The sequence below is a fragment of the Streptomyces sp. NPDC048462 genome (assembly GCF_043200175.1).
Taxonomy (GTDB): domain Bacteria; phylum Actinomycetota; class Actinomycetes; order Streptomycetales; family Streptomycetaceae; genus Streptomyces.
The window spans coordinates 12,131-37,545 of sequence record NZ_JBICXG010000025.1 but is presented as its reverse complement, the minus strand read 5'-3'; the positions used below and the strand labels follow the sequence as shown (position 1 = coordinate 37,545).

Annotated in this window: 26 protein-coding genes; 14 read left to right on the top strand and 12 right to left on the bottom strand. The window is 69.3% G+C overall.

The window, feature by feature from the left end; all coding sequences use genetic code 11:
* Positions 1-144 precede the first annotated feature (144 nt).
* The 4 genes from pstS to pstB all read left to right on the top strand — a co-directional run bounded on the left by pstS (position 145) and on the right by pstB (position 4,347).
* Positions 145-1,281, top strand: a complete 1,137-nt coding sequence (gene pstS / locus ACGFU6_RS31045) for a phosphate ABC transporter substrate-binding protein PstS (protein ID WP_393615761.1) — start codon at positions 145-147, stop codon at positions 1,279-1,281.
* A gap of 164 nt (positions 1,282-1,445) precedes the next feature.
* Complete coding sequence (pstC, locus tag ACGFU6_RS31040) at positions 1,446-2,438, top strand: phosphate ABC transporter permease subunit PstC (protein WP_393615759.1); 993 nt, start codon at positions 1,446-1,448, stop codon at positions 2,436-2,438.
* Positions 2,435-3,511 (top strand): phosphate ABC transporter permease PstA, encoded by a 1,077-nt coding sequence (pstA, locus tag ACGFU6_RS31035; protein WP_393615757.1) that lies wholly within the window; start codon positions 2,435-2,437, stop codon positions 3,509-3,511. Before pstC ends, pstA begins: the two co-directional genes overlap by 4 nt.
* Before the next feature lie 59 nt (positions 3,512-3,570).
* The gene (gene pstB, locus ACGFU6_RS31030; protein WP_123524636.1) at positions 3,571-4,347 is read left to right on the top strand and encodes a phosphate ABC transporter ATP-binding protein PstB; all 777 of its coding nucleotides are present in this window, start codon (positions 3,571-3,573) and stop codon (positions 4,345-4,347) included.
* Positions 4,348-4,613: 266 nt separating this feature from the next.
* Here the strand turns inward: pstB and ACGFU6_RS31025 are convergent, their stop codons facing one another.
* Positions 4,614-5,612, bottom strand: a complete 999-nt coding sequence (locus ACGFU6_RS31025) for an anion permease (protein WP_393615755.1) — start codon at positions 5,610-5,612, stop codon at positions 4,614-4,616.
* Between the two features lie 5 nt (positions 5,613-5,617).
* A complete protein-coding gene (locus ACGFU6_RS31020; protein WP_024493297.1) occupies positions 5,618-6,238 on the bottom strand; it encodes a DUF47 domain-containing protein in 621 nt (206 codons plus the stop codon).
* 200 nt (positions 6,239-6,438) lie between these two features.
* Here ACGFU6_RS31020 and ACGFU6_RS31015 point away from each other — a divergent pair, with 200 nt between their 5' ends.
* Entirely contained in the window at positions 6,439-6,834 is a 396-nt protein-coding gene (locus tag ACGFU6_RS31015; RefSeq protein ID WP_393615753.1) for a metal-sensitive transcriptional regulator, read from the top strand.
* A 125-nt stretch (positions 6,835-6,959) separates the two neighbouring features.
* Here ACGFU6_RS31015 and ACGFU6_RS31010 read toward each other — a convergent pair whose 3' ends face one another.
* Positions 6,960-7,154 (bottom strand): hypothetical protein, encoded by a 195-nt coding sequence (locus tag ACGFU6_RS31010; protein ID WP_123527661.1) that lies wholly within the window; start codon positions 7,152-7,154, stop codon positions 6,960-6,962.
* A gap of 192 nt (positions 7,155-7,346) precedes the next feature.
* Positions 7,347-8,249, bottom strand: coding sequence for a hypothetical protein (locus ACGFU6_RS31005; protein ID WP_393615751.1), 903 nt, complete (start codon positions 8,247-8,249; stop codon positions 7,347-7,349).
* Positions 8,250-8,382: 133 nt separating this feature from the next.
* Between ACGFU6_RS31005 and ACGFU6_RS31000 the strand changes: the two genes are divergently transcribed.
* Positions 8,383-8,568: a hypothetical protein gene (locus ACGFU6_RS31000; protein ID WP_123524640.1), complete on the top strand. Its 186-nt coding sequence runs from the start codon at positions 8,383-8,385 to the stop codon at positions 8,566-8,568.
* Positions 8,569-8,623: 55 nt separating this feature from the next.
* A complete protein-coding gene (locus tag ACGFU6_RS30995; RefSeq protein ID WP_393615749.1) occupies positions 8,624-10,225 on the top strand; it encodes an FAD-binding oxidoreductase in 1,602 nt (533 codons plus the stop codon).
* A gap of 229 nt (positions 10,226-10,454) precedes the next feature.
* Here ACGFU6_RS30995 and ACGFU6_RS30990 read toward each other — a convergent pair whose 3' ends face one another.
* The 5 genes from ACGFU6_RS30990 to ACGFU6_RS30970 form a co-directional block, all read right to left on the bottom strand.
* Positions 10,455-11,189, bottom strand: a complete 735-nt coding sequence (locus ACGFU6_RS30990) for a phosphatase PAP2 family protein (RefSeq protein WP_393615747.1) — start codon at positions 11,187-11,189, stop codon at positions 10,455-10,457.
* A 266-nt stretch (positions 11,190-11,455) separates the two neighbouring features.
* Complete coding sequence (locus ACGFU6_RS30985) at positions 11,456-12,448, bottom strand: NlpC/P60 family protein (RefSeq protein ID WP_393615745.1); 993 nt, start codon at positions 12,446-12,448, stop codon at positions 11,456-11,458.
* 96 nt (positions 12,449-12,544) lie between these two features.
* Positions 12,545-13,021 carry a hypothetical protein gene (locus ACGFU6_RS30980; protein ID WP_393615867.1) on the bottom strand — a complete coding sequence of 159 codons (477 nt, stop codon included), beginning with the start codon at positions 13,019-13,021 and terminating at the stop codon, positions 12,545-12,547.
* A 59-nt stretch (positions 13,022-13,080) separates the two neighbouring features.
* Positions 13,081-14,877 (bottom strand): alpha/beta hydrolase, encoded by a 1,797-nt coding sequence (locus ACGFU6_RS30975; RefSeq protein WP_393615743.1) that lies wholly within the window; start codon positions 14,875-14,877, stop codon positions 13,081-13,083.
* A complete protein-coding gene (locus ACGFU6_RS30970) occupies positions 14,874-15,137 on the bottom strand; it encodes a hypothetical protein (protein WP_393615741.1) in 264 nt (87 codons plus the stop codon). Before ACGFU6_RS30970 ends, ACGFU6_RS30975 begins: the two co-directional genes overlap by 4 nt.
* Positions 15,138-15,504: 367 nt before the next feature.
* On the opposite strand from ACGFU6_RS30970, the gene ACGFU6_RS30965 reads away from it, so the two are divergent.
* Entirely contained in the window at positions 15,505-16,707 is a 1,203-nt protein-coding gene (locus tag ACGFU6_RS30965) for a low temperature requirement protein A (protein WP_393615739.1), read from the top strand.
* Here the strand turns inward: ACGFU6_RS30965 and ACGFU6_RS30960 are convergent, their stop codons facing one another.
* Positions 16,708-17,883: a hypothetical protein gene (locus ACGFU6_RS30960; protein WP_393615738.1), complete on the bottom strand. Its 1,176-nt coding sequence runs from the start codon at positions 17,881-17,883 to the stop codon at positions 16,708-16,710.
* 207 nt (positions 17,884-18,090) lie between these two features.
* On the opposite strand from ACGFU6_RS30960, the gene ACGFU6_RS30955 reads away from it, so the two are divergent.
* Positions 18,091-18,384, top strand: coding sequence for a hypothetical protein (locus tag ACGFU6_RS30955; RefSeq protein WP_393615736.1), 294 nt, complete (start codon positions 18,091-18,093; stop codon positions 18,382-18,384).
* A 131-nt stretch (positions 18,385-18,515) separates the two neighbouring features.
* Here ACGFU6_RS30955 and ACGFU6_RS30950 read toward each other — a convergent pair whose 3' ends face one another.
* Complete coding sequence (locus tag ACGFU6_RS30950) at positions 18,516-21,680, bottom strand: glycoside hydrolase family 2 TIM barrel-domain containing protein (RefSeq protein WP_393615735.1); 3,165 nt, start codon at positions 21,678-21,680, stop codon at positions 18,516-18,518.
* Positions 21,681-21,894: 214 nt separating this feature from the next.
* Positions 21,895-22,353, bottom strand: a complete 459-nt coding sequence (locus ACGFU6_RS30945) for an ATP-binding protein (RefSeq protein WP_393615733.1) — start codon at positions 22,351-22,353, stop codon at positions 21,895-21,897.
* Positions 22,354-22,573: 220 nt separating this feature from the next.
* Here ACGFU6_RS30945 and ACGFU6_RS30940 point away from each other — a divergent pair, with 220 nt between their 5' ends.
* The 5 genes from ACGFU6_RS30940 (at position 22,574) to ACGFU6_RS30920 (ending at position 25,107) form a co-directional block, all read left to right on the top strand.
* Positions 22,574-23,425, top strand: a complete 852-nt coding sequence (locus tag ACGFU6_RS30940) for a Scr1 family TA system antitoxin-like transcriptional regulator (RefSeq protein WP_393615731.1) — start codon at positions 22,574-22,576, stop codon at positions 23,423-23,425.
* An 11-nt stretch (positions 23,426-23,436) separates the two neighbouring features.
* The gene (locus tag ACGFU6_RS30935; RefSeq protein WP_393615729.1) at positions 23,437-23,625 is read left to right on the top strand and encodes a DUF397 domain-containing protein; all 189 of its coding nucleotides are present in this window, start codon (positions 23,437-23,439) and stop codon (positions 23,623-23,625) included.
* Positions 23,618-23,845, top strand: a complete 228-nt coding sequence (locus ACGFU6_RS30930; RefSeq protein WP_393615727.1) for a DUF397 domain-containing protein — start codon at positions 23,618-23,620, stop codon at positions 23,843-23,845. The genes ACGFU6_RS30935 and ACGFU6_RS30930 overlap by 8 nt, the downstream gene beginning before the upstream one ends.
* Positions 23,846-23,929: 84 nt before the next feature.
* Positions 23,930-24,331 carry a hypothetical protein gene (locus ACGFU6_RS30925; RefSeq protein WP_393615725.1) on the top strand — a complete coding sequence of 134 codons (402 nt, stop codon included), beginning with the start codon at positions 23,930-23,932 and terminating at the stop codon, positions 24,329-24,331.
* Between the two features lie 68 nt (positions 24,332-24,399).
* Positions 24,400-25,107: a DUF402 domain-containing protein gene (locus ACGFU6_RS30920; RefSeq protein WP_393615724.1), complete on the top strand. Its 708-nt coding sequence runs from the start codon at positions 24,400-24,402 to the stop codon at positions 25,105-25,107.
* Positions 25,108-25,415 lie beyond the last annotated feature (308 nt).

Genomic DNA, 25,415 nt, shown 5'->3' with positions numbered 1-25,415 from the left:
ACCACGTCACCTGTTCTGCCTAATTTCGGCAGTACACGGTGCGAGGCACAGACCGCACCGGTAACGACTTCGCACCACCCAACACCTCGCACGCCGTCGTAGAACGTCATCAACCGCGGCGGCTCCTGGAAGGAACACCCGAAAGTGAAGCTTCAGCGCAAGAACCGGCTTCGTGCCACCGCGCTCGGTGCCCTCGCCGTCTCCGGCGCCCTGGTCCTCACGGCGTGCGGTTCGGACAACAACAGCGGCAGCGACACCGGCGGGAGCGGCGGCAAGACGAAGGCCGCCTCGAACGTCAAGTGCGACGGCGCCAAGGGCCAGCTGCGGGCCTCCGGCTCCAGCGCCCAGAAGAACGCCATGGACCTGTGGGTCAAGGACTACATGGCCGCCTGTTCCGGCGTGGAGATCAACTACAACTCCTCCTCGTCCGGTGAGGGCATCGTCGCCTTCAACCAGGGCACCGTCGGCTTCGCCGGCTCCGACTCGGCGCTGAAGCCCGAAGAGGTCGCCGACTCCAAGACGGTCTGCAAGACCGGCCAGGGCATCAACCTCCCGATGGTCGGCGGCCCGATCGCGGTCGGCTTCCACCTCGACGGTGTCGACAGCCTGACGCTGGACGCCCCCACCCTCGCCAAGATCTTCGACACGAAGATCAAGAAGTGGAACGACGAGGCGATCGCCAAGCTCAACCCCGGCGCCAAGCTTCCGGACAAGGCCATCCAGGCCTTCCACCGCTCCGAGGACTCCGGCACCACGCAGAACCTCGGCAAGTACCTCGGCGCGGCCGCCCCGGCCGACTGGAAGTACGAGGCCGAGAAGAAGTGGCCGGCCCCCGGTGGCCAGGGCGCGACCAACTCGTCCGGCGTCGCCGCACAGGTGAAGCAGGTCGACGGCTCGATCGGCTACTTCGAGCTCTCCTACGCCGCCTCGCAGAAGATCACCACGGTCGACATCAACACCGGTGGCACCACCCCGGTCAAGGCCTCCTCGGAGAACGCCTCCAAGGCCATCGCCGCCGCCAAGGTCGCGGGCACCGGCAAGGACCTGGCGCTCGACCTCGACTACACCACCAAGGCCGAGGGCGCCTACCCGCTGGTCCTGGTGACGTACGAGGTCGTCTGCGACACCGGCAACAAGGCCGACACCCTCGGCACCGTCAAGTCCTTCCTGACCTACACCGCCTCCGCCGAGGGCCAGCAGCTCCTCACCGAGGCCGGCTACGCCCCGATCCCCGAGGCGATCAACGCCAAGGTCCGCGAGACGGTCGCCGGCCTCTCGTAACCCGCACCACACGCACAACAGGCAACACGCAACGCACGACACGTAACACGCAGACGCAAGAGGCGGGCCGGTCCGGTACACCCCTCCGGACCGGCCGGCCACCACCCCATCCGGTGCACCGCCGCCAGGGGAGCCTCCGCTCCCCCACACAGACCGGAAAGACCATGGCTTCCACCACACAGACAGAGACACCACCGGCCCGGCCGGGCGGGCGAGCCCGCCCCAGGCCGACCGGGCGCCTCGGCGACCGGATATTCCTGGGCCTGTCACGAGGCTCCGGCATCCTGCTGCTCGTGCTCATGGCGTCGATCGCCGTGTTCCTCAGCTACCGGGCCGTCATCGCCGTCTCCAAGGACGAAGGCAACTTCTTCACCACCTTCGACTGGAACCCGGCAGGCAACCCGCCGGTCTTCGGCATCGCCGTCCTGCTCTTCGGGACCGTCGTCAGCTCGATCATCGCGATGGTCATCGCGGTTCCGATCGCTGTCGGCATCGCCCTCTTCATCTCGCACTACGCACCGCGCAGACTGGCCGGTCCGATCGCTTACGTCGTCGATCTGCTCGCCGCGGTGCCCAGCATCGTCTACGGCATCTGGGGCGCGCTCGTCCTCGTGCCGTACCTCGAAGGCCTGAACCTCTGGCTCGACCAGTTCTTCGGCTGGACCTACATCTTCGAGAAGACCGAGGTCGGCGTCGCCCGCTCGCTCCTCACCGTCGGCATCCTGCTCGCGATCATGATCCTGCCGATCGTGACCAGCGTCAGCCGCGAGGTCTTCCTCCAGGTCCCGAAGATGAACGAGGAGGCCGCGCTCGCCCTCGGCGCCACCCGCTGGGAGGTCATCCGCCTCTCGGTGCTGCCGTTCGGCCGCTCCGGCGTGATCTCCGCCTCGATGCTGGGCCTGGGCCGCGCGCTCGGCGAGACGATGGCCGTCGCCACGGTCCTGTCGCCGAGCTTCCTCATCTCGCTGCACGTGCTCAACCCGGGCGGCGGGACTTTCGCCCAGAACATCGCCGCGAAGTTCGGCGAGGCCGACGCGTTCGGGCGCGACGCCCTGATCGCCTCCGGCCTGGTCCTCTTCGTCCTCACCCTGCTGGTCAACGGCGCCGCGCGGCTCATCATCGCCCGCCGCAAGGAGTACTCGGGGGCCAACGCATGAGCCACGCATCCACCAGCGTCCAGGACCGGCCGACGCCGATCCCGCCCGCGCCGGACAACAGCCTCAGCAGCCGCACGCTGCCCCGCCTGGCGCCCCTCGGCTTCGCCGCCCTCTCGATCGCCCTCGGCGTCGGCATCGGCGCGGCCGCCGGCTGGCACAGCCGCGTGCAGTGGGGCCTGGTCTCCGCGCTGCTCTTCCTGGTGATCTCGTACGTCGCGACCAGCGTCGTGGAGAACCGGCGACAGGCCAAGGACCGTCTCGCCACCAGCCTGGTGTGGGTCTGCTTCCTGATCGCCGTCGTCCCGCTGGCCTCGCTGCTCTGGACGACCGTCAGCCGCGGCTCGGGGCGCCTGGACATCTACTTCCTGACCCACTCGATGGCCGGTGTGCTCGGCTCCGAGGACAGCGGCGGTGTCTACCACGCGCTGATCGGCACGCTGGAGCAGGTCGGCATCGCCACGGTGATCTCCGCCCCGCTCGGCCTGCTCACCGCGGTCTACCTGGTGGAGTACGGCCGGGGCTCGCTCGCCAGGGCCGTCACCTTCTTCGTCGACGTGATGACGGGCATCCCGTCCATCGTGGCCGGCCTGTTCATCCTCTCGATCATGCTGATCGCGGGGCTCGAGCCCTCCGGCCTGATGGGCGCGCTCGCCCTGACGATCCTGATGATCCCGGTCGTGGTCCGCTCCACCGAGGAGATGCTGAAGCTCGTACCGAACGAGCTCCGCGAGGCCTCCCTCGCCCTCGGTATCCCGAAGTGGCGCACCATTCTGAAGGTGGTCCTGCCGACCGCGATCGGCGGCATCGCCACCGGCGTCATGCTCGCCATCGCGCGCATCGCCGGCGAGACCGCCCCGATCATCCTGCTGGTCTTCGGCAGCCAGCTGATCAACCCGAACCCCTTCGAAGGCGCCCAGTCCTCGCTGCCGTTCTACATCTACGAGCAGTACAAGATCGGTGAGACCGCGTCGTACGACCGCGCCTGGGCCGCCGCCCTGGTCCTGATCGCCTTCGTCATGATCCTCAATCTGGTGGCCCGCGGCATCGCCCGCTGGAAGGCCCCCCAGCACTGAATATGCGGCTCCGCCGCGTGGCCGGCCGCTGAGGCGGCCAAAGGAAAGCAGTGATTCAGATGGCCAAGCGCATCGACATCAGCGGCCTCTCGGCCTACTACGGCAGCCACAAGGCGATCGACGACATCTCGATGACCGTGGAACCCCGCTCGGTGACCGCCTTCATCGGCCCGTCCGGCTGCGGCAAGTCCACCTTCCTGCGCACCCTGAACCGGATGCACGAGGTCACCCCCGGCGGCCGCGTCGAGGGCAAGGTGCTGCTGGACGACGAGAACCTGTACGGGGCGAACGTCGACCCGGTCACCGTGCGCCGCACGGTCGGCATGGTCTTCCAGCGCCCGAACCCGTTCCCCACCATGTCGATCTTCGACAACGTCGCGGCGGGCCTGCGGCTGAACGGCAGCTACCGCAAGAGCGCCCTGAACGACATCGTGGAGAAGTCGCTGCGCGGCGCGAACCTCTGGAACGAGGTCAAGGACCGGCTGAACAAGCCCGGCTCCGGTCTCTCCGGCGGTCAGCAGCAGCGGCTGTGCATCGCCCGCGCGATCGCGGTCGAGCCGGACGTGCTGCTGATGGACGAGCCGTGCTCCGCCCTCGACCCGATCTCCACCCTCGCGATCGAGGACCTGATCGGCGAGCTGAAGGAGCGCTTCACGATCGTCATCGTGACGCACAACATGCAGCAGGCGGCCCGGGTCTCGGACCGCACCGCGTTCTTCAACCTGGCGGCGGTCGGCATGCCCGGCAAGCTCATCGAGATAGACGAGACGGAACGCATCTTCTCCAACCCGTCGGTCCAGGCCACGGAGGACTACATCTCCGGCCGCTTCGGCTGAGCCCGGACAACGACTCCACTCCCACAGACGGCCTTGGGGTGCTGCATGGCGGTGCCACCACAAGGCGAAGGGTCCGCCCCGCTCTCCACAAGAGAGCGGGGCGGACCCACATCAAGCAAACCCGGGCCTGCCCGGCGATCGAGGGCACCTCTGAGCCCGTCCGACACCTCTGAGCCCGTCCGGCACCATCAAGCCCGTCCGGCGATTGAGGACAGAGCGCACGCCGGGCGCACCCGGCACCCGAACCCGTGGGGGCCTCACCACCGTCAGCCGAACAACAGCACGACGACCCCGTAGCTAGCGCCGGCGACCAGCGCCGCGGCCGGCATCGTGATGAACCAGCCCAGGATGATGTTCTTGGCGACACCCCAGCGGACCGCGTTCACCCGCTTCGTGGCGCCCACACCCATGATCGCCGAGGTGATGACGTGCGTCGTCGAGATCGGCGCGTGGAACAGGAACGCCGAGCCGAACATGATCGACGCGCCCGTCGTCTCCGCGGCGAAGCCCTGCGGCGGGTCCAGCTCGATGATCTTGCGGCCGAGCGTGCGCATGATGCGCCAGCCACCCGCGTACGTACCCAGCGACAGCATCAGCGCGCACACGAGCTTGACCCAGACCGGGATCGGGTCGCTGTACGTCTCGTGGCCGGAGATGACCAGGGCCATCACCACGATGCCCATCGTCTTCTGCGCGTCCTGCAGACCGTGACCGAGCGCCATGCCCGCGGCCGAGACCGTCTGCGCGATCCGGAAACCGCGCTTGGCCTTGTGCGGGTTGGACTTCCGGAACATCCACATGATGGCGACCATCACCAGGTAGCCGACCACCAGGCCGATCACCGGCGAGATGAACATCGGGATGACGACCTTGTCGAGCACCCCCATCCAGTGCACCAGCGTCCCGCCCGCGAGCGCCGCGCCGACCATGCCGCCGAACAGCGCGTGGGAGGACGAGGACGGCAGGCCGAAGTACCAGGTGACCAGGTTCCAGATGATCGCGCCCACCAGCGCGGCGAAGAGGATTCCCATCCCCTTGTCGCCCTCGGGCGTCGCGATCAGGCCCTCGCTGACGGTCTTGGCGACCCCGCTGCCGAGGAACGCGCCGGCGAGGTTCATCACCGCCGCCATGGCCAGTGCCGCACGCGGCGTGAGTGCCCGGGTGGAGACCGACGTCGCGATGGCGTTCGCGGAGTCGTGGAAGCCGTTCGTATACGTGAAGCCGAGCGCGACGCCGATCGTCACTATCAGTACAAAGGTGTCCACGTGGTTCAGGACTCCTTGACCGCGATGGTCTCCACCGTGTTCGCGACGTGCTCGAATGCGTCGGCGGCCTCTTCCAGCACGTCCACGATCTGCTTCAGCTTCAGCACCTCCATGGCGTCGTACTTGCCGTTGAAGAGCTGCGCGAGGAGCTTGCGGTGGATCTGGTCGGCCTGGTTCTCCAGGCGGTTGACCTCGATCCAGTACTCGGTGAGGTTGTCCATGGTCCGCAGGTTCGGCATGGCGGCCGCGGTCAGTTCCGCCGCCCGTGCCAGTACCTCGACCTGCTGCTCGACACCCTTGGGGAGCTCATCGACCTGGTACAGAACGACCAGGTCGACCGCCTCCTCCATGAAGTCCATGATGTCGTCGAGCGACGACGCGAGATTGTAAATGTCCTCGCGGTCGAACGGCGTAATGAAGGAGGAGTTCAGCTGGTGGAAGATCGCGTGGGTGGCGTCATCCCCCGCATGCTCCGCTGCCCGCATACGCTCCGCGATCTCGACTCGGGAGGCAGAATCCGCCCCGAGCAGTTCCATCAGGAGTTTCGAGCCCGTGACGATGTTGTCCGCAGACGCGGAGAACATGTCGTAGAAGCTCGTCTCCCTGGGGGTCAGACGAAAGCGCACGTGGGGTCCTCGGGGTGCTTTGGATTCGGTCAGGCTGATGCTAGGCGCATCATCCGGCCACGGCTAACCGGCATTCTTCAGTGTCGCGCATCAGGCACAGTGATCAGCACGGGACCCCGGTCACGTTTCAGCTGAATTCGTTAAGATATACCCGCCAGGGGTATGTAAACGGCAGGGTAAAGGGAAAACGGGAGGCAGCAATGACCACCACCGAGGCCACCGGGGCGGACCGGTCGCCGGACACCGCGGACGTCACGACCCCGGCGGACACCGCCGTTCCCCCGGTCGAGATCGTCACCGATCACGACCGTGGCATACACGGCTACCACCACCAGAAGGCGGAGCACCTCAAGCGCCTGCGGCGCATCGAGGGCCAGATCCGAGGCCTGCAGCGCATGGTCGACGAGGACGTCTACTGCATCGACATACTCACCCAGGTGTCCGCGTCCACCAAGGCGCTGCAGTCCTTCGCGCTCCAGCTGCTGGAGGAGCACCTGCGCCACTGCGTCGCGGACGCGGCGGTCAAGGGCGGCGAGGAGATCGACGCGAAGGTCGAGGAGGCCACCAAGGCCATCGCCCGGCTGCTGCGCACCTGAGCCACCGCCACCCGCGCGCTGCTCCCGCGCGCCGCCGGGCCCCGCCGGGAAGCCGCCGCTCCGTCCCGGTCGGCCCGTACCCGCCGGCCCGTACCCGTGGACCCGTTCCCGTCTGCCCGCCGCCGTCAGCCCCGGTGTTCTCCCTGCCGGGGGACGGTGGTGCGTTCAGTGATCACCTTCACATCGAGCACCTCGTCGATACGGTCCGCACTGAGCCGTTCCCCGATCGCCGCCGACGCCGCGATCATCAGCTCGCCGCACAGCTCGATCTCGGCGAGTGCCACATGGTCCGATACGGTCCGTGCGCTGAGCGTCACCACGTCACTCACCTCTCACTGCCGTCGCCGACTTCCTAGGGTAGGGAGCGCACCACACACCGCGCATGGCACGGACGGACCATTTCGCCTCGGCCAGATGCCTACGCAACAGCCCGCAGCCGGGCCGTCCACGACGGTCCCGCCCGCAGGACCGGTCCACGGAGCTCCCTGCCGTGGCGGTTCCTCCCGCGGCGGTCACGGCTGCTGCCCCTGCCGGATCTCACCGGTGTAGATGTCGCGCCCGGCCGGGAGCGGTACGGAGACCGGCGACCCGAACCCGTACAGCAGCGTCGTGGACACCACCTCCACCGCGGGCCCCTCGTTGGCGAAGCTGAACCGGTGCCGCACCTTGCGCAGCCGGCCCTGCTCGTCCAGATACGCGTCGAACGGCACGGTGTCCGTACGGAACCCCTTGGCCGCCGCCGCCAGCGCACCCCGCGAGGGAGCCGGGGCCTGCCGCGCGGCCCGCCCGATGTCGGTGGTCCCCCGGTAGTGCCGCACCGTCACCCCGGCCAGATCGCTCTCGCCCAGGTACGTCACGTCACGCGCCCCGAGCAGCAGTTCGGCCGCGGCCATCGGGTCGGTCGCCCCGCCGGTCACCAGGTTGCCGTCCGCCAGGGACGTCGTGTCGATCCGGACCCACTTGTCCTTGGGCACCCCGGCGCCCCGGTTCATCATGTAGAGCGCGCCGGGGGTGAGCAGTTCCGTGATGGGCAGGTGCTCCTCCTTGCCCACGGCGTCCTGCGGCAGCACCACGCGGAGCCGGCCGGACCGGCTGCGGAAGTCGTACGTCCCCCGGCCCCTGATCGTCACCCGGGTGCCGCCCGCCGCCGTCTCCATCGACGTGCTCACCTTGGCGGTGGTACCGGGGCCAGAGGTACGGGGGGCGCGGGGGGACGCGTTGCCGGGGTCCGTCCCGGTGAGCACCGAGGCCGCCCGCCGCACCGCCTCGACGGCTCCGGGGCCGGCCCGGTCGTCGGCTGCGGCCCGGTCGCCGCCACCACCCGAGCAACCGGCGGCCGCCGCCATCACGCCCATCGCGGCGAGGGCGCACACAGCGCGCGCCCCGCCTCCGGATCTGTGCTGCTGCACCACCATCGCCTGCCAACCCCCAACGCCGTGCCGCTTGCCCGAGCCCCCCACCCGTTCCGGATAACGACGGCCCCTGTCCCCCGTAACGCCGCCCGCCCACCCCTCACCGCCGGACGGCCCCGCCCAGTACCGTGGACGCGTGTATGACCAACACACCGCAGAGGTTCCGCCGGCCGTCCCACCGGCCGGGTCCGCCCACGAACCCACCACCGTCGAACGCGGCTCGTTCTGCACCGCCCGCTGCGGCTGCGGCTGGTCCGGACCGGCCCGCAGATCCCGCGACCTGGCCCGCTCGGACGCCGACGCACACCGCAGGGCCCCCTGACCGGACCGCCGGCCACACCCCACGAGGACCCGTTCCCCCCCACCCCGGAGGTCCGATGACCCTGCCGAACCGGCGCACCGTCCTGACCGCGGGCACCGCAGCCGTACTCACCGCGGTCACCGCCACCGCCTGCGACGACACCGGCTCCGGCACGCCAACCGGCGGCTCGACCCCGGCCACGACGGGCGGACCGACGCCGACCGGTGCGTCCGCGTCCCCCTCCACGGCCTCGCCGTCCGGCCCGGCGGACTGGCCCGCGCTGGCCAAGAGCCTCGACGGCTCCCTCGTACGCCCCGACGACGCCGCCTACGCGACGGCCCGTCAGCTCTACAACACCCGCTACGACAACCAGAAACCGGCCGCGGTCGCCTACGTCCGGCACGAGGCGGACATCCGCGAGTGCCTGGCCTTCGCCCGGCGCAGCTCCACACCCGTCGCCATCCGCAGCGGCGGCCACTCCTACGGCGGCTGGTCGAGCGGCGACGACCGGCTCGTCATTGACGTCTCGTCACTCTCGCGCGTCGCCGGGGACGGCACGATCGGCGCGGGTGCCCGGCTCCTCGACGTCTACCAGGGACTCGCCGCGCACGGCGTGACCATCCCCGGCGGCTCCTGCCCGACGGTCGCCATCTCCGGCCTGACCCTCGGCGGCGGCCACGGGGTCGCGGCCCGTGCCTACGGCCTGACCTGCGACAGCCTCACGGCCGCGACGATCGTCACCGCCGACGGCAAGACCCTCACCGCCGACGCCAAGCACCACTCGGACCTCTTCTGGGCGTTGCGCGGCGCGGGCAACGGCAACTTCGGCGTCGTCACCGAACTCCGCTTCCGTACCCGCCCGGCCCCGCAGACCGTCACCGCGTTCATGTCCTGGCCCTGGTCGCGCGCCCGGTCGGTCGTCACGGCGTGGCAGGAGTGGGGACCGGACCAGCCGGACGAGATCTGGTCCTCCGCGCACCTCGCGGCGGGCCCCGGCGGCGGAAACCCGACCGTGTCGGTCTCGGCCTTCAGCCTCGGCACGTACGGCGATCTGCAGAACGCCGTCGACCGCCTCGCCGACCGGATCGGCGCCCCGGCCTCCTCCGTCTCGCTGCGCCGCCGCAGCTACCAGGAGGCGATGCTCGTGTACGCGGGCTGCTCGGGCATCACCGACGCGCAGTGCCACCTGCCGGGCACCACGCCGGGTCGCACCTCGCAGGGCACGCTCGGGCGCGAGACGTACGCGGCCGCGTCCGACTTCTACGACCACTCGCTGCCCCCGGCCGGCGTCCAGTCCCTCCTCGACCGCACGGAGGCCTTCACCCGGCTCGACGCGGCCGGGGGCGGCGGCGGATCGATCGCGCTCACCGCGCTGGGCGGAGCCATCAACCGGGTGGACCCGCAGGCCACGGCGTTCGTCCACCGGCGCTCACGGATACTCGCCCAGTACATCGGCGCCTGGCGCCCCGGCACATCGGGCACGTCACAACAGAACTGGCTGAAAAACACCCATTCCACGCTGCGCCGTTACGCATCCGGAGCGGCGTACCAGAACTACGCGGACCCGGCACTGACGGACTGGCGGGACGCCTACTACGGCACGGCCGCCGACCGTCTGGGCGACGTGAAGAAGCAGTACGACCCGGACGGCCTGTTCACGTTCCCGCAGTCGCTCTGAGCGGCGATCGCCCGGCGGGGCGGGCCGCCACAACGAGGGACCGGCCCGCCCGAGGCGGCAGGTACGCCAGGTGTGCGGGTGCGCCAGGTGCGGCAGGTGTGCGGGTGCGGCAGGTGTGCCGGTACAGCAGGTACGGCAGTGCCTATGCGCTGCCGTACCCGGGCACTTGCCGCACCCGGGCACTTGCCGTACCTGGGCACTGCCCGTGCCCCCTCAGGCCTCCGCGCCGCTACGCCGCGAGCCCTTTCTCGCCGTCACCGCCGCCGCCCGAACCGGGCCTCGGCTCGGGAATCCCGAGCGCCTCGCCCCGACTCCCGGACCCTGCCGCCGACAGCGCCCGCCGTGACCGTACGAGCCGGCCCAGCCGGGGAGACCGTGAGACGGCACCCACCAGAGGCGTCAGCAGCATCATCGCGAGCGGGGCGAGCAGCAGTGCCGCGGCCGTGCCGAGGGCGAATCCGCCGATGACGTCGGTCGGGTAGTGAACGCCCATGTAGATCCGGCAGAAACCCTCCAGCAACGCGAGCCCGATGGCCGCGATACCGAACTTGCGGTTCGCCACGAAGAGCCCGACGCCGAGGGCCATCGCCATCGTGGCGTGGTCGCTCACGAAGGAGAAGTCGTTCTTCCCGTCCACCAGGACGTCCAGCCCCTGGTGGTCCTTGAACGGCCGCGGCCGTTCGACGAAGCCGCGGATCGGGATGTTGATCAGCAATGCGATGCCCGCTGCGAGCGGCGCCCAGACGATCCCGGAGACAGCCGTCACCGAATCCTCGGGTGTGCCGCGCCGGCGAGCACTCCACCAGCACCACAGGACCACCAGGACCATGCCGAGCATGATCCCGTACTCGCCGATGAACTCCATGACCCGGTCGAACCAGGTGGGAGCGGACTTGGCGAGCCCGTTGATGTCGTAGAGCAGGCTGACGTCGGGGTTCGACCCATCCAGTGCGAGTCCAGCCATCTGCCGCGGCCCCTTGCCTTGTCTGCTGTTACTGCGGCACACGCCCATGTGCACCGCTCTGACGAACCCCCGTGTTCGGTTCGATCACGTACGTGGGACGACGCTAGGTCAGTGGCTGCGGCCCCGGTCCAACCAGAGAACGACGCGTTCCGCGCGTACGTTCCACTCTCCACCGAATGATCACCATGACGTTACCGAAGAGTGACTCATCGTCGCAGCTCAGGGCCCAGGCTTCACAGAGAGTTCCGGCCACCGCCGCCCATCGGTCAGGCGGCGGGCCGCGCGGTCGGAAGGGCTGCGGCACCGTCCTTGGTGACGCGTGTCGCACCGAAGTAGTCGGGCGAGTCGATCTTGTCGAACCGGATCACGGCGCCGGTGTACGGAGCGTTGATCATGTACCCGCCACCAACGTACAGGCCGACGTGGTGGATGGCCCGCGAGTTGGCCAGGTCGTCGGAGAAGAACACCAGGTCACCGGGGAGCAATTCGTCACGCGACGGGTGCGGTCCGGCGTTGTACTGATCGTTCGCCACCCGCGGCAGCTCGATGTCCACGGTACGGTACGCGGCCTGCGTGAGCCCCGAACAGTCGAACCGCCCGCCCTGCTCCACCGTCCCGTTGCCGCCCCACAGGTACTTCGTGCCGAGCTTCTTCTGCGCGAAGTAGATGGCGCCGGCGGCCTGCTGCGAGGGCTGAACCCGGCCAACCGGTTTGGCGAAGCTCTTCTCCAGGGACCGGATGATCTTGACGTAGTTCTCGGTCTCCGAGATCCCGGGGACCCCGCCGGCCTTGATGACCCGGTAAGCGCCCGCGTTGTAGGCGGCCAGCATGTTGTCCGTCGCGTCGCCGGGAACCTTCTTCACGTACCCGGCCAGTTCGCAGTCGTACGACGCGGCGGACGGAATCGCGTCGGCGGGATCCCAGACGTCCCGGTCCCCGTCGTTGTCCCCGTCGATACCGTGTCCGGCCCAGGTCCCGGGGATGAACTGCGCGATGCCCTGCGCGGCCGCCGGGCTCTCGGCCCCCGGATCCCAGCCACTCTCCTGGTACAGCTGAGCAGCCAGGAGAGCGGGGTTGATGGCGGGACAGAGGTTGCCCCACTTCTCGACGAACGGCTGATACTTGGCCGGCACAGCCCCCTTGGCCAGCCCGACGGCCCCACCGCCGCCGCCCCCGAGGCCGGCGGCGGCGGAGTACGTGCCGACAACGAGCAACGCCACGAAGCACATGGCGGCCCCGACGCCGATCCCACCCACCATCCAGAATTTCCGCACCCCTCAACCTTCCCCCATCGGGGACGGGTTCATGGGTGTTTTCGACGGTGTGTGCGAGTCATCGGGGTCACTGATGGAGCATCAGGGTGCTCCGGCGGACCAGAAGTCGGAGCGGACGTTGGGGCGGGGCAGCGGGTAGACGCCGTCGTAGGACGGGCCATTGGGCGACGTTGTCGACTCGGCCACCTCTGACTCGTCCACGCAGGGGCTGTCCACCTCGAAGAAGGCTTGGCCTCCCCCAAAGAGCAGGGTCACTCCAAAACCGCCGCCTGATTGGGCATAGATGGCAGGCGAGTCCCTATCATTATTAACCCCTTTGATCCTGTAATTACGCTTCCTCCAATCCCTCTCGACCAACCCCAAGAAGCTCCCTCGCCGTTCATCGGACACAACAGTCATCACAGCTCTGCGTCGCGTTACAGAACAGGAACCCGTGGTCGTGGGGCCATGAGCCCATTGCACGACCGGGTTAATGCTCGCTAGCGTTGCATCCATAATCTCGTCGGCGCGCCCCGCAGCTTCCTGCATATCCATATCATCCCTCCCACCACCACTCATGCAACTGGAAATCGACAGTCCTAAAAGGAGCGTCACCCCACACACCAATACACGAACCCTCATCGGTACTCCTCCGCTCTAAGCCTATTTGATTGCCCAGCAGCGACTAGCGCGATACTGTTAGCCGACGAGGCATCTCTGTCGGGATCGAAGTATTGAGAATGCGCATCAATTGAAAGGCCGTTACCGCTAACTAGCTTTGGCCCATCCCCTACAGGAAAACGCCTTGCTCCAAACGCCTCGCTCGCCGGATCTTTGCCGAACCAGAGATCGTCATCACCCTGATCTGCGAGATCACCGACGAGATACGAACCAACCGGCCCTGTCATCCAAACAGCGGCACCAACAGCACTCTGCTGTTTGGATGGAAGCTTGGTTACGACATCGTTCTCTGCCGCACCCACGAAAACGTGATCCTTCCCAACACCGAGATCTTCCGCTCGGTCTACGCCAACTCCAGGACTTCCGACCAGAACGATATCGTCGACTCCTGGAATTCCGCCCCCCTCTTGGGTGGCAGCCCCCACAGTGCGCGATCCATACGAATGACCAATCGCTGTCACATGCGGATCCTCCCCCTCATTCGTAACGGAAATGCCGTCCATGAATCGATTGAAGGCACCCCCGCCCCTCTCCGCCCTTTCGTCCCCCATCACGTCGAGACTGTCAAATCCATCCACCGATTGCGGCGCATCGTACCCGAGCCAAACAATTCCGGCACTCGAGGGATCATGCTGCTGTGTACCAATAGCGGTATCCCGGGCGCGCTTGAGGTCATTCCGCGCAAAGTCCTCATCCAACGACGTATTCAACCCCGGCACATAGGCAGAAACATTTCGCGCCGTATCCGGGTTCCCGAACGAGACAATCGCGCGGCCGTTCCCCTCGTCACCGATACCGAGCAGGTACATGGGCGGCTGCCGGCCCGCACTCAGCTGCCGGTCGATCTCCCGGAGCCCCGCCAGCTTCGTCTCCGCCTCCTCGCCCTCCAACCCGTCCAGCTTGCCGATCAGCAGCTGAAGGTTGTCGCGGTTGGCCGTGTCGCGGACGAGGGCCGGGATGCCGTCCAGGTTGCCGATCTGGTCCGGGTACACCGCGAGGTACTCCTCGCGCTGTTCGTCCGTCAGGCCCGCCCACCACGCCTTGCGCGCGGCCGGGCTCGCGTCGAGGGGGATGCCCGACTTCAGGTAGCCGCGCGCCGCGTCGCGTACGTCCGCGGCGTCGCCCGCCGCGTCCGTCCACGTCCGGTCCGGGACCTTCAGGCCCTCCTCGGCCTTCAGCTCCCGCAGGATTCCGGCGAACCGCCAGTCGATCTCGGCAGCCGTCCGTACGGCTTTCGTCACCCGGTCCGCGATGTCCTGCGCCTTGGCCGTGTTCGGGTTCGGGGCCACCAGCCCGGAGGGCGGCAGGAGCCCCGGGGCCGACGTCACCGACGCCGTGCCGCCCGCCAGCGGTTTGCCGTCGACCAGGCTCTCCCCGGCCTCCGGGTACGTCACCGAGCCGTCGGCGTGCACGGTGAACCTCAGCGCATCCGCGTCGTCCAGCGCGTCCCGCAAGGCCCGTTGCTGGGCCCGCATCTCGTGGGCGAGGCTGTTCAGGGCCGTACGGACCAGGCCGCACTCCGTGTACACGTACTGCAGGTTCTTGCCCAGTTGCCGGAGCCTGCCCACCGCCGCGTCAGCCGCCGCACCCCGCTGGGTCTCGCGCAGGCCGTTCAGCAGTTGCTTCTCGATCCGGTCCCGTCCGGCGTCGGCACGGTTGCTGGCCTTCCCCCATCCGTCGGCCGCGCCCTCCAGCTCGGCGCACTTCAGGTCCCGTAACTGGGCCCAGGTCAGCGAGGCGGCCGGCGGGGTCAACGCAGGACTCCCCGCTCCGGCCTCGCCACCGGCATGAAGGACGACCTCACGGTCTCGTTCGTCTCGCCATGGGCCCGTGCGACGCCCCGCAGGCTCCCGGCCAGGGAACCGCACTCGCGGCGCGCGCACTCGAAGCGCCGCTCCCACGACTCCCGTACGCTGCCCAGTTCCGCGAGCGCGCTCAGCCCCGCCGTACCGGCCAACAGGCCCTCATGCGCAGCCGCGAGCTCCGCCTTCACCGGCCCGAGGTGCACGGCCATCCCTTCCGCGCCCCCGGCGGCCCGTACCCACACCTCGTCGCTGTGCCGAAGCTGATCCCCGGCAGGCCCACCAGCCGCACCCGGCCCACCGGACCCGCCGGATCCACCCACCAGGTCCCTCAGCCTCTGCTGCCCCCTGGGCTGCCCCACAACGGCCACACCGCTCACCCCGCTCATCCCGTTCCTTGATCGTGGAGCGGCACTGTGCCAAACAGGGTGGCCGCGACACGCCGCACGCGCGGCGGCAGGAAGCGCACGGGCAGCCCGTTCCCCGGGCCCCCCAACGGAGTCCAATCCCCCATGGATCACCCGAACGGTGGACCGGGGCACCGCACGCCGGCTCGCCCGGGAGGAAGAATGCGGGCCCATGAGCCATTCGCAGCCCGTCCGCAACGAGTCCGCGTGGCACCGGCCGATGGTCGCCCGCCTGGCCGACGAGCAGCACCGCACCACGACCATGCTGGAACTCTTCTTCGACCTCTGCTTCGTCACCGCGGTCGCCCAGGCGGCGGAGGCGTTCGAGCACGAACTGGCCGAGGGGCGCATCGGCCACGGCGTGCTCGGCTACTCGATGGTGTTCTTCGCGATCTGGTGGGCATGGATGAACTTCACGTGGTTCGCCTCCGCGTACGACACCGACGACGTGCCCTACCGGCTGCTCACCCTCGTACAGATCACCGGCGCACTCGTCCTGGCCGCCGGTGCGACCGAAGCGGTGCAGCACGAGGACTTCACGGTCATCACCTGGGGCTACGTCATCATGCGGCTCGCCATGGTCGCCCAGTGGCTGCGCGCCGCCCATGCCGATCCCGAGCGGCGTCGCAGCTGTCTGCGTTACGTCGTGGGGATCCTCGTGGTGCAGATCGGCTGGGTCGTACGTCTCTCCCTGCCCGAGGGAAGCGGGCTCGTGACGTTCGCGGTCCTCGTGGTCGGGGAGATCGCCGTGCCCGTCTGGGCCGAGCGGGCGGCCGTCACCACCTGGCACCCGCACCACATCGCGGAGCGGTACGGCCTGTTCACGCTGATCGTGCTCGGTGAGTCGATCACCGCCGCCACCGGTGCCGTACGCGTCGCCCTCGACACCCACGCGCCTCTCGGCGACCTCGCCGCCCTCGTCGTCGGGGGGCTCCTGACCGTCTTCGCCCTGTGGTGGCTGTACTTCGCGCAGAGCGCGCCCAAGCGGCTCACCACCCTCCGCGTCGCACTGCTCTGGGGCTACGGGCACTACTTCGTCTTCGCCTCCGCAGCCGCCGTCGGCGCCGGCCTGGCGCTCAACGTCGCCCACGCCACGGGCCACGGACACCTCTCCGACCACGCGGCGGCCGCGGTCTACACCGTTCCCGTCGCGGTGTTCATCACCCTCGTATGGCTGCTGCACCACCCCACTCCGGTACGGCTCGACGCCGCCGACGCCGTGCATCCCGTCGCGGTCGTCGCCGTTCTCGCCGCGACGTTCGCGCCCTCGCCCGTCCTCGTCACGGGCATCCTCACCGCACTCCTCATCGCGGCGAAGCTGGTCCTCTCCGCGCGCGGCGCCAGGACGGCGGCACCCGCCCCGCTCGATGACTGATCAGCGAGTGCTGCGCGCGGCCTGCCCCGGCAGGGCGATGCCGTGGGCCTGGGCGACCCGCCCCGGACGCAGGGTCCACGGCACCGGTGAGGTGTCGGTCAGCCAGTCCTCGGCGACGATCCGGTGCACGACGAAGCCCCGCAGCGACCGCGACAGCTTCCAGCCCAGGCCCTTGCACAGCTGGCCGTAGCTGGGGCCGTGACCGTGTTCCGCGCGAAAGGAGGCGGCGAAACCGGCGGCCTGCGGTCCGCGGTCGGGATGCCCGTCCTCCCAGGCGTCGTAGGCGGTGAGCACGGACCGGGGGGCCGGGATGTCGGCCGGGGGATACATGAACGCCTTGGCCACCCGCCCCGTGGAGAACCGGCACAGCGGGCAGTGCTCGACCGCCTCCACGTGCCGCCGCAGAGCCGGAGTGGTGCCGGACTTCCACCCGTCCCACGCGGCCGGGGTGATCTGCTCCGGCTCGGGGACGGCGGGCGGGCGGCTCGCCTCTGCGCGCGCCTCCGCCGCGATCTCTTCCGGCGTACGGAGCAGGCCCGCGAGGTGGCGCACCACCGGGGCCAGCCGGTACGCGTCACCGGAGAGGTCCGCGAGGAACCCCTTCACGGCGAGTTCGGGCACGGCGGCACGGCATGCCTCCGGCAGTTCCCCGGGAAGCCGCCCGTCGAGCTCGGACGTGCTGTGGGCCGCGAGGAACAGGGCGGCCAGCCGGGTGGCCGGCGATGCCTTCCTGACCGGCTTCGCGATCCGGGCGCGCATGGCCCATCCGGACACCCGCGACCGGGTGCCCTTGCCCAGCGGCAGCGGGTGGTCCGCCTCACGGCTCAGGTCGGGCACCCTGATGCCCACCGGGACGTCCTGGTCCCCGTCGACCAACGGTCCCGGCACCTGCCATCCGACGGCCTCCAGATCGGCCACGGCCCGGCTCGGGTCCTCCAGCTTGAGCGAGCGCACGTCGGTTCCGGTGACGTTGCCGACACCGCCCCGCGCGGCCCGGATGGCCACGATGACGGCAAGGAGCTGCGCATCGGGGGAAGCGAGCGGCAGCCCGGCAACGTACGAGAGGAGGGCACGCGCCCCCTCACCCTGACGTGTGGTCAGCAGAAACGGCGGCAGAGCGGGGTCGACGGGCGGCGGCGAGGCGGTGGTCTCTTGCGAGATGACAGTCTTGGGCACATCTCTCCTAACGCGGGTCGGCCGTCGAGGTCACGGGCAACACTGTCACCGGCCGGGCCGGCGAGGGCTGGTTGCATGGTGCCCCATGGACCGGTCCGCCCGCCGAATCACGCCACCGGGCCGCCCCTCGCCAACTCCCTCCAGCTCGCCCAATGGTTGGACGCCGCGTGCCGAACGGCACGTGTCCGAACGGGGGGATGAAGCGGGATGAGGAACAGACAACGCATTGCGGGACCGGCCACCGGAACGGCGCTGCTGGCGGGGTCGTTGGCCGGCACGGCATCACCGGCCCAGGCCTACAGCCCGAACCCGACGGTCAAGACGTACTACCGCGACACGGGAAGCTGCCCGTGCAGTGGCGGCACGCTCAGTGACCCTTTCGACGGTACGTACGTCCAGCGCGACCCCGGAGGGTTCGCCGTCAAGATGGAGCGGTCCGCCGGCGGCTGGTTCATCGGAAAGGCCGAGTTCCAGAGCAATAGCCTGAGGACTGTCCCGTAGTAGCCGATCCGCACACCGATCCGGTCCCGGTACTGCGGCGCGCGCGGACGTGGGGCCGGCCGCCGAGGAACCTGGCCCCGACCCGGAGCCGGGGGCAAGCGCCCCCGACGCCGGGTCGGTACCCGGTGCGGTTACGCGGACCGCAGCCGGTACGCGTAGGTGTACGTGCGCCCGGCGTGCAGCAGGTACTCCGCGAGCGGCGGGGCGCCCCAGGAGTCGTTGCCGCCGACCCCCATCTGCCGGTGGTTGACGCCCAGGATCGTCTCGTCGCGCCGCTTCACCTCGTACGGGTGCTTCGGCCCGTCCAGGTCGAACGGCGAGTGGTGCAGGACGCTCGTCTCCAGCATCGGCCCGCCCTCGTCGGGATCGGCCCGCACGAGAAGTCCGGTGCCCGTCCGGTCCGTCACCGACAGATGGCGTACGTCGGTCATGTTGCCGGTCTGCTCGGGACGGACGTACGGCGCGACCTGCTCGTCGACGGTGGAGCGGTAACGGCCCACGAACGCGCCGGTGTGCCGGTCCCAGTAGTTCTCCTGCGGGCCGCGCCCGTACCAGTCGATCCGCTCGAAGCCCTTCGGGAGCGTCAACAGCGCACCCACCATGGGGAGATCGGGCAGCCCGGCGGCGGCCTCCAGGGTGTGCCGGACCCTGATCTCGCCGTCCCCGCGGACGGTGAACACGGTGGTCCAGGAGGAGGCCGTGGGGGCGGTGGGCAGGGTGCACGCCACCTCGACGGTGACGACTCCGGGCGACGGCCGGGCGGTCCTGACGGAGGTGACCTCGCGGTCGGTGCCGGCGTTCCGCCAGGTCCGAAGGGAGTTGTGGGCACCGCGGCCGATGTCGTTGTCGGTGGGCCCGCGCCAGAAGTTCGGCACCGGGCCACCGGCCAGCAGCAGCCGGCCCTTCACCCGGTACGACTCCAGCGTTCCGGTGGACTTGTCCAGGACCACCTCCATGTCGCGCCCGCTGATCCGGACCCGGGCGCCGGTCTCGTCGAGGTCGAGGGCCGGCAGGGTTTCCGGGGCGGGGCCGGCGGGGGCCGGGGTGTGCCAGTCGAGGCCGAGCTGTTCGGCGGCCACGGTGTGCCCGGCATCGGCCCAGCTGGCCGCCTTCCTCAGTACGAAGGCGACGTTCAGCCAGTACTCGGCGCCCGGCTCGGGCTTCTGCGGCTTCCGCCAGGGGATGCGCACGGTCCCCTCACCGCCCGGCGCCACCTCCGGCGCCGCGAGCGCGCCGTGCTGCACGCTGCGCCCGTCGCAGGTCACGTCCCAGCGCAGCTCGTACGCGTCCAGGCCGCTGAACAGGTGCTTGTTGCGCACCGTGACCGTCCCGGCCGCGAGGTCCGCCGCGGCGACGGCGACCGGCTGGTAGACCTTCTTGAGCTCCAGCAGACCGGGGTGCGGGGTGCGGTCGGCCGCGACCAGACCGTTGCAGCAGAAGTTGGCGTCGGTCGGATAGCCGTCGTGCCAGTCGCCGCCGTACGACAGGTAGGTGCGCTTCGCGTCGCCCGGCACGGGGAGCCGGATCGCCTGGTCCACCCAGTCCCACACGAACGCGCCGTGCAGATTCGGGTAGCGCTCGAAGATGTCCCAGTACTCCTTGAGGTTGCCGCTGCTGTTGCCCATGGCGTGCGCGTACTCGCAGAGCATGAAGGGGGTCTGCTTGCCCGACTTGCCGTACGCCTCCACGTCAGCCGGCTTGGTGTACATCTCGCTGTGCAGGTCGGCGACCTCGTTCATGCCCTCGTAGTGCACGGGCCGGGACGCGTCCCGGGCGTGCACCCAGTCGGCCATGGCCTGGAAGTTGGAGCCCCCGCCGGCCTCGTTCCCCAGCGACCAGACCACAACACTCGGGTGGTTCTTGTCGCGCTCGACCATGGAGCGGATCCGGTCGACGCACGCCTCGGTCCACTCCGGCAGGGAGGCCGGCACGGTGTCGCGGACGCCGTGCGTCTCCAGGTTCGTCTCGTCGATGACGTACAGGCCGTACTCGTCGCACAGTTCCAGCCAGCGCGGGCTGTTGGGGTAGTGCGAGGTGCGCACGGCGTTGATGTTGTGCTGTTTCATCAGCCGGATGTCCTGGAGCATCCGCGGTTCGCGGACCGCCTGGCCATGGTCGGGGTCGGACTCGTGGCGGTTGGTGCCTCGGAACATGACGGGCTTGCCGTTCACGGTGAACCTGCCCGGCCCGTACTCGACCTCGCGGAAGCCGGTACGGGTCCGCTGGACGTCGACCGCGCGCCCCGAGCCGTCGGTGAGCGTGACGACCACGGTGTACAGGTTCGGGTCCTCGGCCGACCACAGGGCGGGCGCGGAGACGTCCGCCTTCAGCGTGACCTCCGTGCCCCCCGAGCCCTGTGGGACCACGTCGCCGGTGAGCGGCCGGCCGACCCGGCGCCCCCGGCCGTCGTACAGCACCGCCTCGATCCGATGGCGGCCGGCGGCGGCGACGCCGCTCCGGTCGCGCACCGTGGCGGTGACGGTGAGGACCGCGTCGCGGTACACGTCGTCCAGGGCGGTCCGCACGAACAGGTCCTGCACATGGACCGGCGCGACAGCGTAGAGGTAGACGTCACGGAAGATCCCGGACAGGTCGATCATGTCCTGGTCCTCCAGCCAACTGCCGTCGGACCAGCGGTAGACCTCGACGGCCAGGGTGTTGTCACCCGGCCGCACATGGTCGGTGATGTCGAACTCGGCGGGGGTGTAGCTGTCCTCGCTGTAGCCGACCCGCTTGCCGTTGACCCAGAGGAAGAACGCCGACTTCACGCCCTGGAACGAGATCAGCGTGCGCCGGCCCGACCAGTCGCGCGGCACGGTGAAGGTGCGGCGGTAGGAGCCGACCGGGTTGAAGTCGTGCGGGACGGCCGGGGGGTCGGGCGTCTCGTAGCCGATCCACGGGTAGCGGATGTTGAGGTAGATCGGCTCCGGGTAGCCCTCGATCTCCCAGTTCGACGGTACGGGGATCCGGTCCCAGCCGCCGTCGTCGTAGCCGGGCGCCTCGAAACCGGCGGGCCGGGCGTCGGGGTTCTTGGACCATTTGAAGCGCCAGGTTCCGTTCAGGGAACGGAAGTACGGCGACTTCTCCATGTCTCCGCGCAGGGCGTCGGAGCCGCTCGCGTACGGCACGAGCCGGGCCCGCGCCGCCTCCCTGCCGACCTGGAACACCCTCGGCTCCGCGTCCCACTCGGGGCCGTCCGCGGCGAAGGCCTGTCTCTGCGCGGAGAAGACGGCCCAGCCCGCGAGGGCTGCTCCGGTGGAAAGGACGGAACGACGGCTCGGACGGTATGCGCTCATGAAGCGACTCCGAACGGAAGGCAACAAGAACCACCACCATCAGACGGAATCACTCAACACGCAAGACTCCGCGCGGGATCGCCGCGCGTGGCGGCCGACGCGGCCCCCACATCAGGGGCCCGACCACCTCAAAGGGCGTAACGGCGGGGCCGAAGGTGTCCGGAAGTACACGCCCGGCCGGGACACCGGCAATCCGGCATCCCACCCCACTCGCCTACGGCAGATCGCCTGACCGGCAGTCCGGCTTCGCCACGCATTCCACCCAGAGCAGCTTGCCGCCCTGCCCCGGGAGCCCGCCGCGCATCGGGTACGCGCCCCAGCACTCCGCGTAGAGCGTGACGAGATACAGCCCCCGCCCCCTCTCGGCGAGCTCCGCGGGCACCCGCTCACCCCACCGGAACGGTGCCGGGATGCGCGGATCGGTGTCCCACACACCCAGCCGGACCCGGCTGCGCCCCGCGTCACGCATACGCAGGGAGTACGGCCCCGAAGAGTGCCGGTACGCGTTGGTGACGAGCTCGCTCGCCAGCAGTTCGGCGGTTTCGATGAGTTCGGGCACACCGTGAACGCGGAGTACGTGACGGAGCATGTGCCGGGCCACCCCGGGGGCCCGGGGATCCTGCGGGAGTTGGAGGGTGTACGTCCAGGGCGGCGCTACGGTGGCCGTGGGCATGGAAGTCTCCGGTCGCGAGGGCGGAAGGTGTGGATGAGGTGTCCTGCGGTGGGTGCCCGGTGACGAGACCGCTCCGTCGAGCGGGGTACTTCCGGGCGGGGGCCTGGAACCGAGATTAGATGGGTGCAAGGATTCCTTGCACCCATGGACCGGAATCCTTGGCCCGAACCACTCGTGTGAGTGACAGTCCAACCCAGCTGCATGGCAACGGGAGTTCGAGATGGCACGCAGGGCCGCCCCCTCCGCACGTCGCACACGACTTGGCGCCGAGCTGCGCAAATTGCGGGAACGCGCCGGAATGACCACCACACAAGCAGCCGACCTTCTCGGCACCAGCTCGGGGCAGCTCAGCAACATAGAGGTGGCACGTTTCGGGGTGAGCGCCGAACGAGTACGGGTCGCGGCCCAGACGTACTCCTGCACGGATCAAGCCCTGATCGAGGCACTCGTATCCATGACGACCGATCGCAAGCGCGGCTGGTGGGAGGAGTATCGGGAGATCCTTCCGCCCAGGCTGCTCGACCTGGCCGAGATCGAGCACCATGGCACCGCCCTGCACGCGGCACACAGCATCCACATCCCCGGCCTGCTCCAGACCGTCGATCACGCCCGGGAGATCTATCGGCAGGCCGTCCCCGACTTGCCACCGCCGGAGATCGAACACCGCGTCTCCTACCGCATCAAGCGGCAGGAAGTCCTCTACCGCACGAACCCCGCGCCCTACCGGGCCGTTATTCACGAGGCGGCTCTGCGCATGCGGTTCGGCGGCCCGGACATCGCCCGGAGTCAGCTCCGGCACTTGCTCAAGATGAGCGAGCTCCCCCACACAGCCATCCGCGTGATCCCCTTCGAGGCCACTTGCTACCCGGGTTCGGGGCAGTCCCTCTACTACGTACGCGGCCCCGTCCCCGTACTCGACACCGCGCAGCTCGACCAATCGCACGGGCCCGTGTTCATCGACGCGGAATCCCAACTGGACCAGTACCGGTTGCTGCTGGAGCGTCTCGACGCCGCTTCACTGGACGTCCAACAGTCCCAGGAACTCATCCACAAGATCACTCAAAGCCTGTGAAAGGAACCCCGATGCCCGCACACACCTGGCAGAGGTCGTCCTACTGCGCGCAGGGAGAAGCGTGCGTCCACGTGGCCACCCACAACGGCACGGTGAGACTCACCGAATCGGGCGACCCCAGCGGCGTGATACTCCGGACCACCCCCGCCGCCATCGACGCCCTCCTCCGCACGCTCAAGGAGGGCCGGCTCCATGACTGACCACCCCGCCGGCCTCGCCTGGATCCGCGCCGCTCCCGAGGACGAGCCCGGACCCGGCCCCTGGATCGAGATCGCGTTCGCCGAGGGCGACCTCGTCCACCTGCGCGAGACCAGCGACCCCGAGAACGTGGTCACAACCACCCGCACCAAGTGGGAGGCCTTCGCCAAGGGCGTCCGGGCCGGCGAGTTCGACCACTTCGCCGAACCCGCCGACGGATAGGACCTGCGCCGGGATTCCGCCCGGCCGGGGCCGAATCCCGGCCGGGCCACCCGTACACCGCCGTCGGGTGCGACGATCCACCGCATGACCGGATGGATGTCCCCGGACCCCACGCCACGCCACGCGATAGTGCTGGTCTGCGCGTACGCGACCGGTCTCCTCCTCGTGGGGTCCGTCGCCCACATCACCGGCCTCCTTCAGCACGGCCTTCGCCCCTACGACTGGGCTCCCGGCTGGCTGAACCTGTACTGGACCTCGCTGGCTCTCCTGGACACGCTCGCGGCGCTCCTCCTGCTCCAGGGGAGGCGCGCGGGGTTGGACCTCGCCTGCGCCATCATGGCGACCGACCTCGTGGCCAACTGGTACGCGGTCCACGGCATCCAGCACAGCCACTTCGCGTTGCAGCCCGGTCTGCAACGGCTCACTGCTTTCACCGTGCTCGTACTGGGAACGACACCGTTCGTCCGCAGGCACCTCAGCAGGTGACGCGAGTGCGAGCGCCTGACGGGTCCGGGCACGTGTCCGAAGACCTCACGGCGGGCATGATCAATCGCATGAAAGCGGGCAAGAGGGACGTCGCAACCAACGGCACGAGGCTCGGCACGAGCACGAGTGCCCCTGTCGGCACCGGAGCAAGCAGTAGACCAGGACAGATCCTGCGCTGGAACTTCTTCATAGGCGGCCACCTGAGCGCCTCCGTACCCGTGCGCCTCGTCGAACGCACGACCGCCGGTCAACTGGTGTGGATGGAGACCGGCACGCCGATGTGGCGCACCGTCCTGCCGCGTGGCGCCACGCACCTACGGGACATCGCCCCGCACGAACGCCCCGCCGAGGGCTACCCCGTGGTCCCCGACCGCTGGCCGATGGGCGACGCCCTCTTCTACCAGCCGGCCGGTGCGGCCCACTCCGTCCTGTGGCTCTTCGGGCGCAGACAGAAGTTCCGCGGCTGGTACGTCAATCTGGAACGCCGGGTCCACCACGGCGAGGACATCGACATCGCGGACCACGAACTGGACCTCAACGTGGCGCCGGACCGCACCTGGCGGTGGAAGGACGAGCAGTCCTTCGCCGACAAGACCGGCCATCCCGCGTACTGGACCGCCGCGGAAGCGATCGCCATCCGGTCCGAGGGAGATGCGGTCGCACGGCTCGCCGAGGCCGGAACGTTTCCCTTCGACGGCTCCTGGTGCGATTTCAGGCCACCATCGGCCTGGACGACACCACCCCGCCCGCCCAACCCCCGCCGCTCGCTCCTCTGAACGACGCACGCCTCCACCTCGCCACTCATGCGCCGATGGGTGCGGTTCGCGTGCGGATGCCCGTCTCGGCCAGGGTGGCGCGATGGCGATCATTGCCCGGCGCCACCCTCCGTGATACACAGAGTAACGATATGTAATTCGCTCACACACCGATTCGATCCGCAGGTCAGGGCGGTCAGACCGGTCAAATGTGCGAGATCCGGGTAAAGAGAGCCGCCAGGTCGTCGTGCGAACGCAGTTTCATCAGCGAAGATAGAGGGTGACTCGTGCCGAGCGGTGCGGGCACCGAACTACCCAGCAAGGGCGGT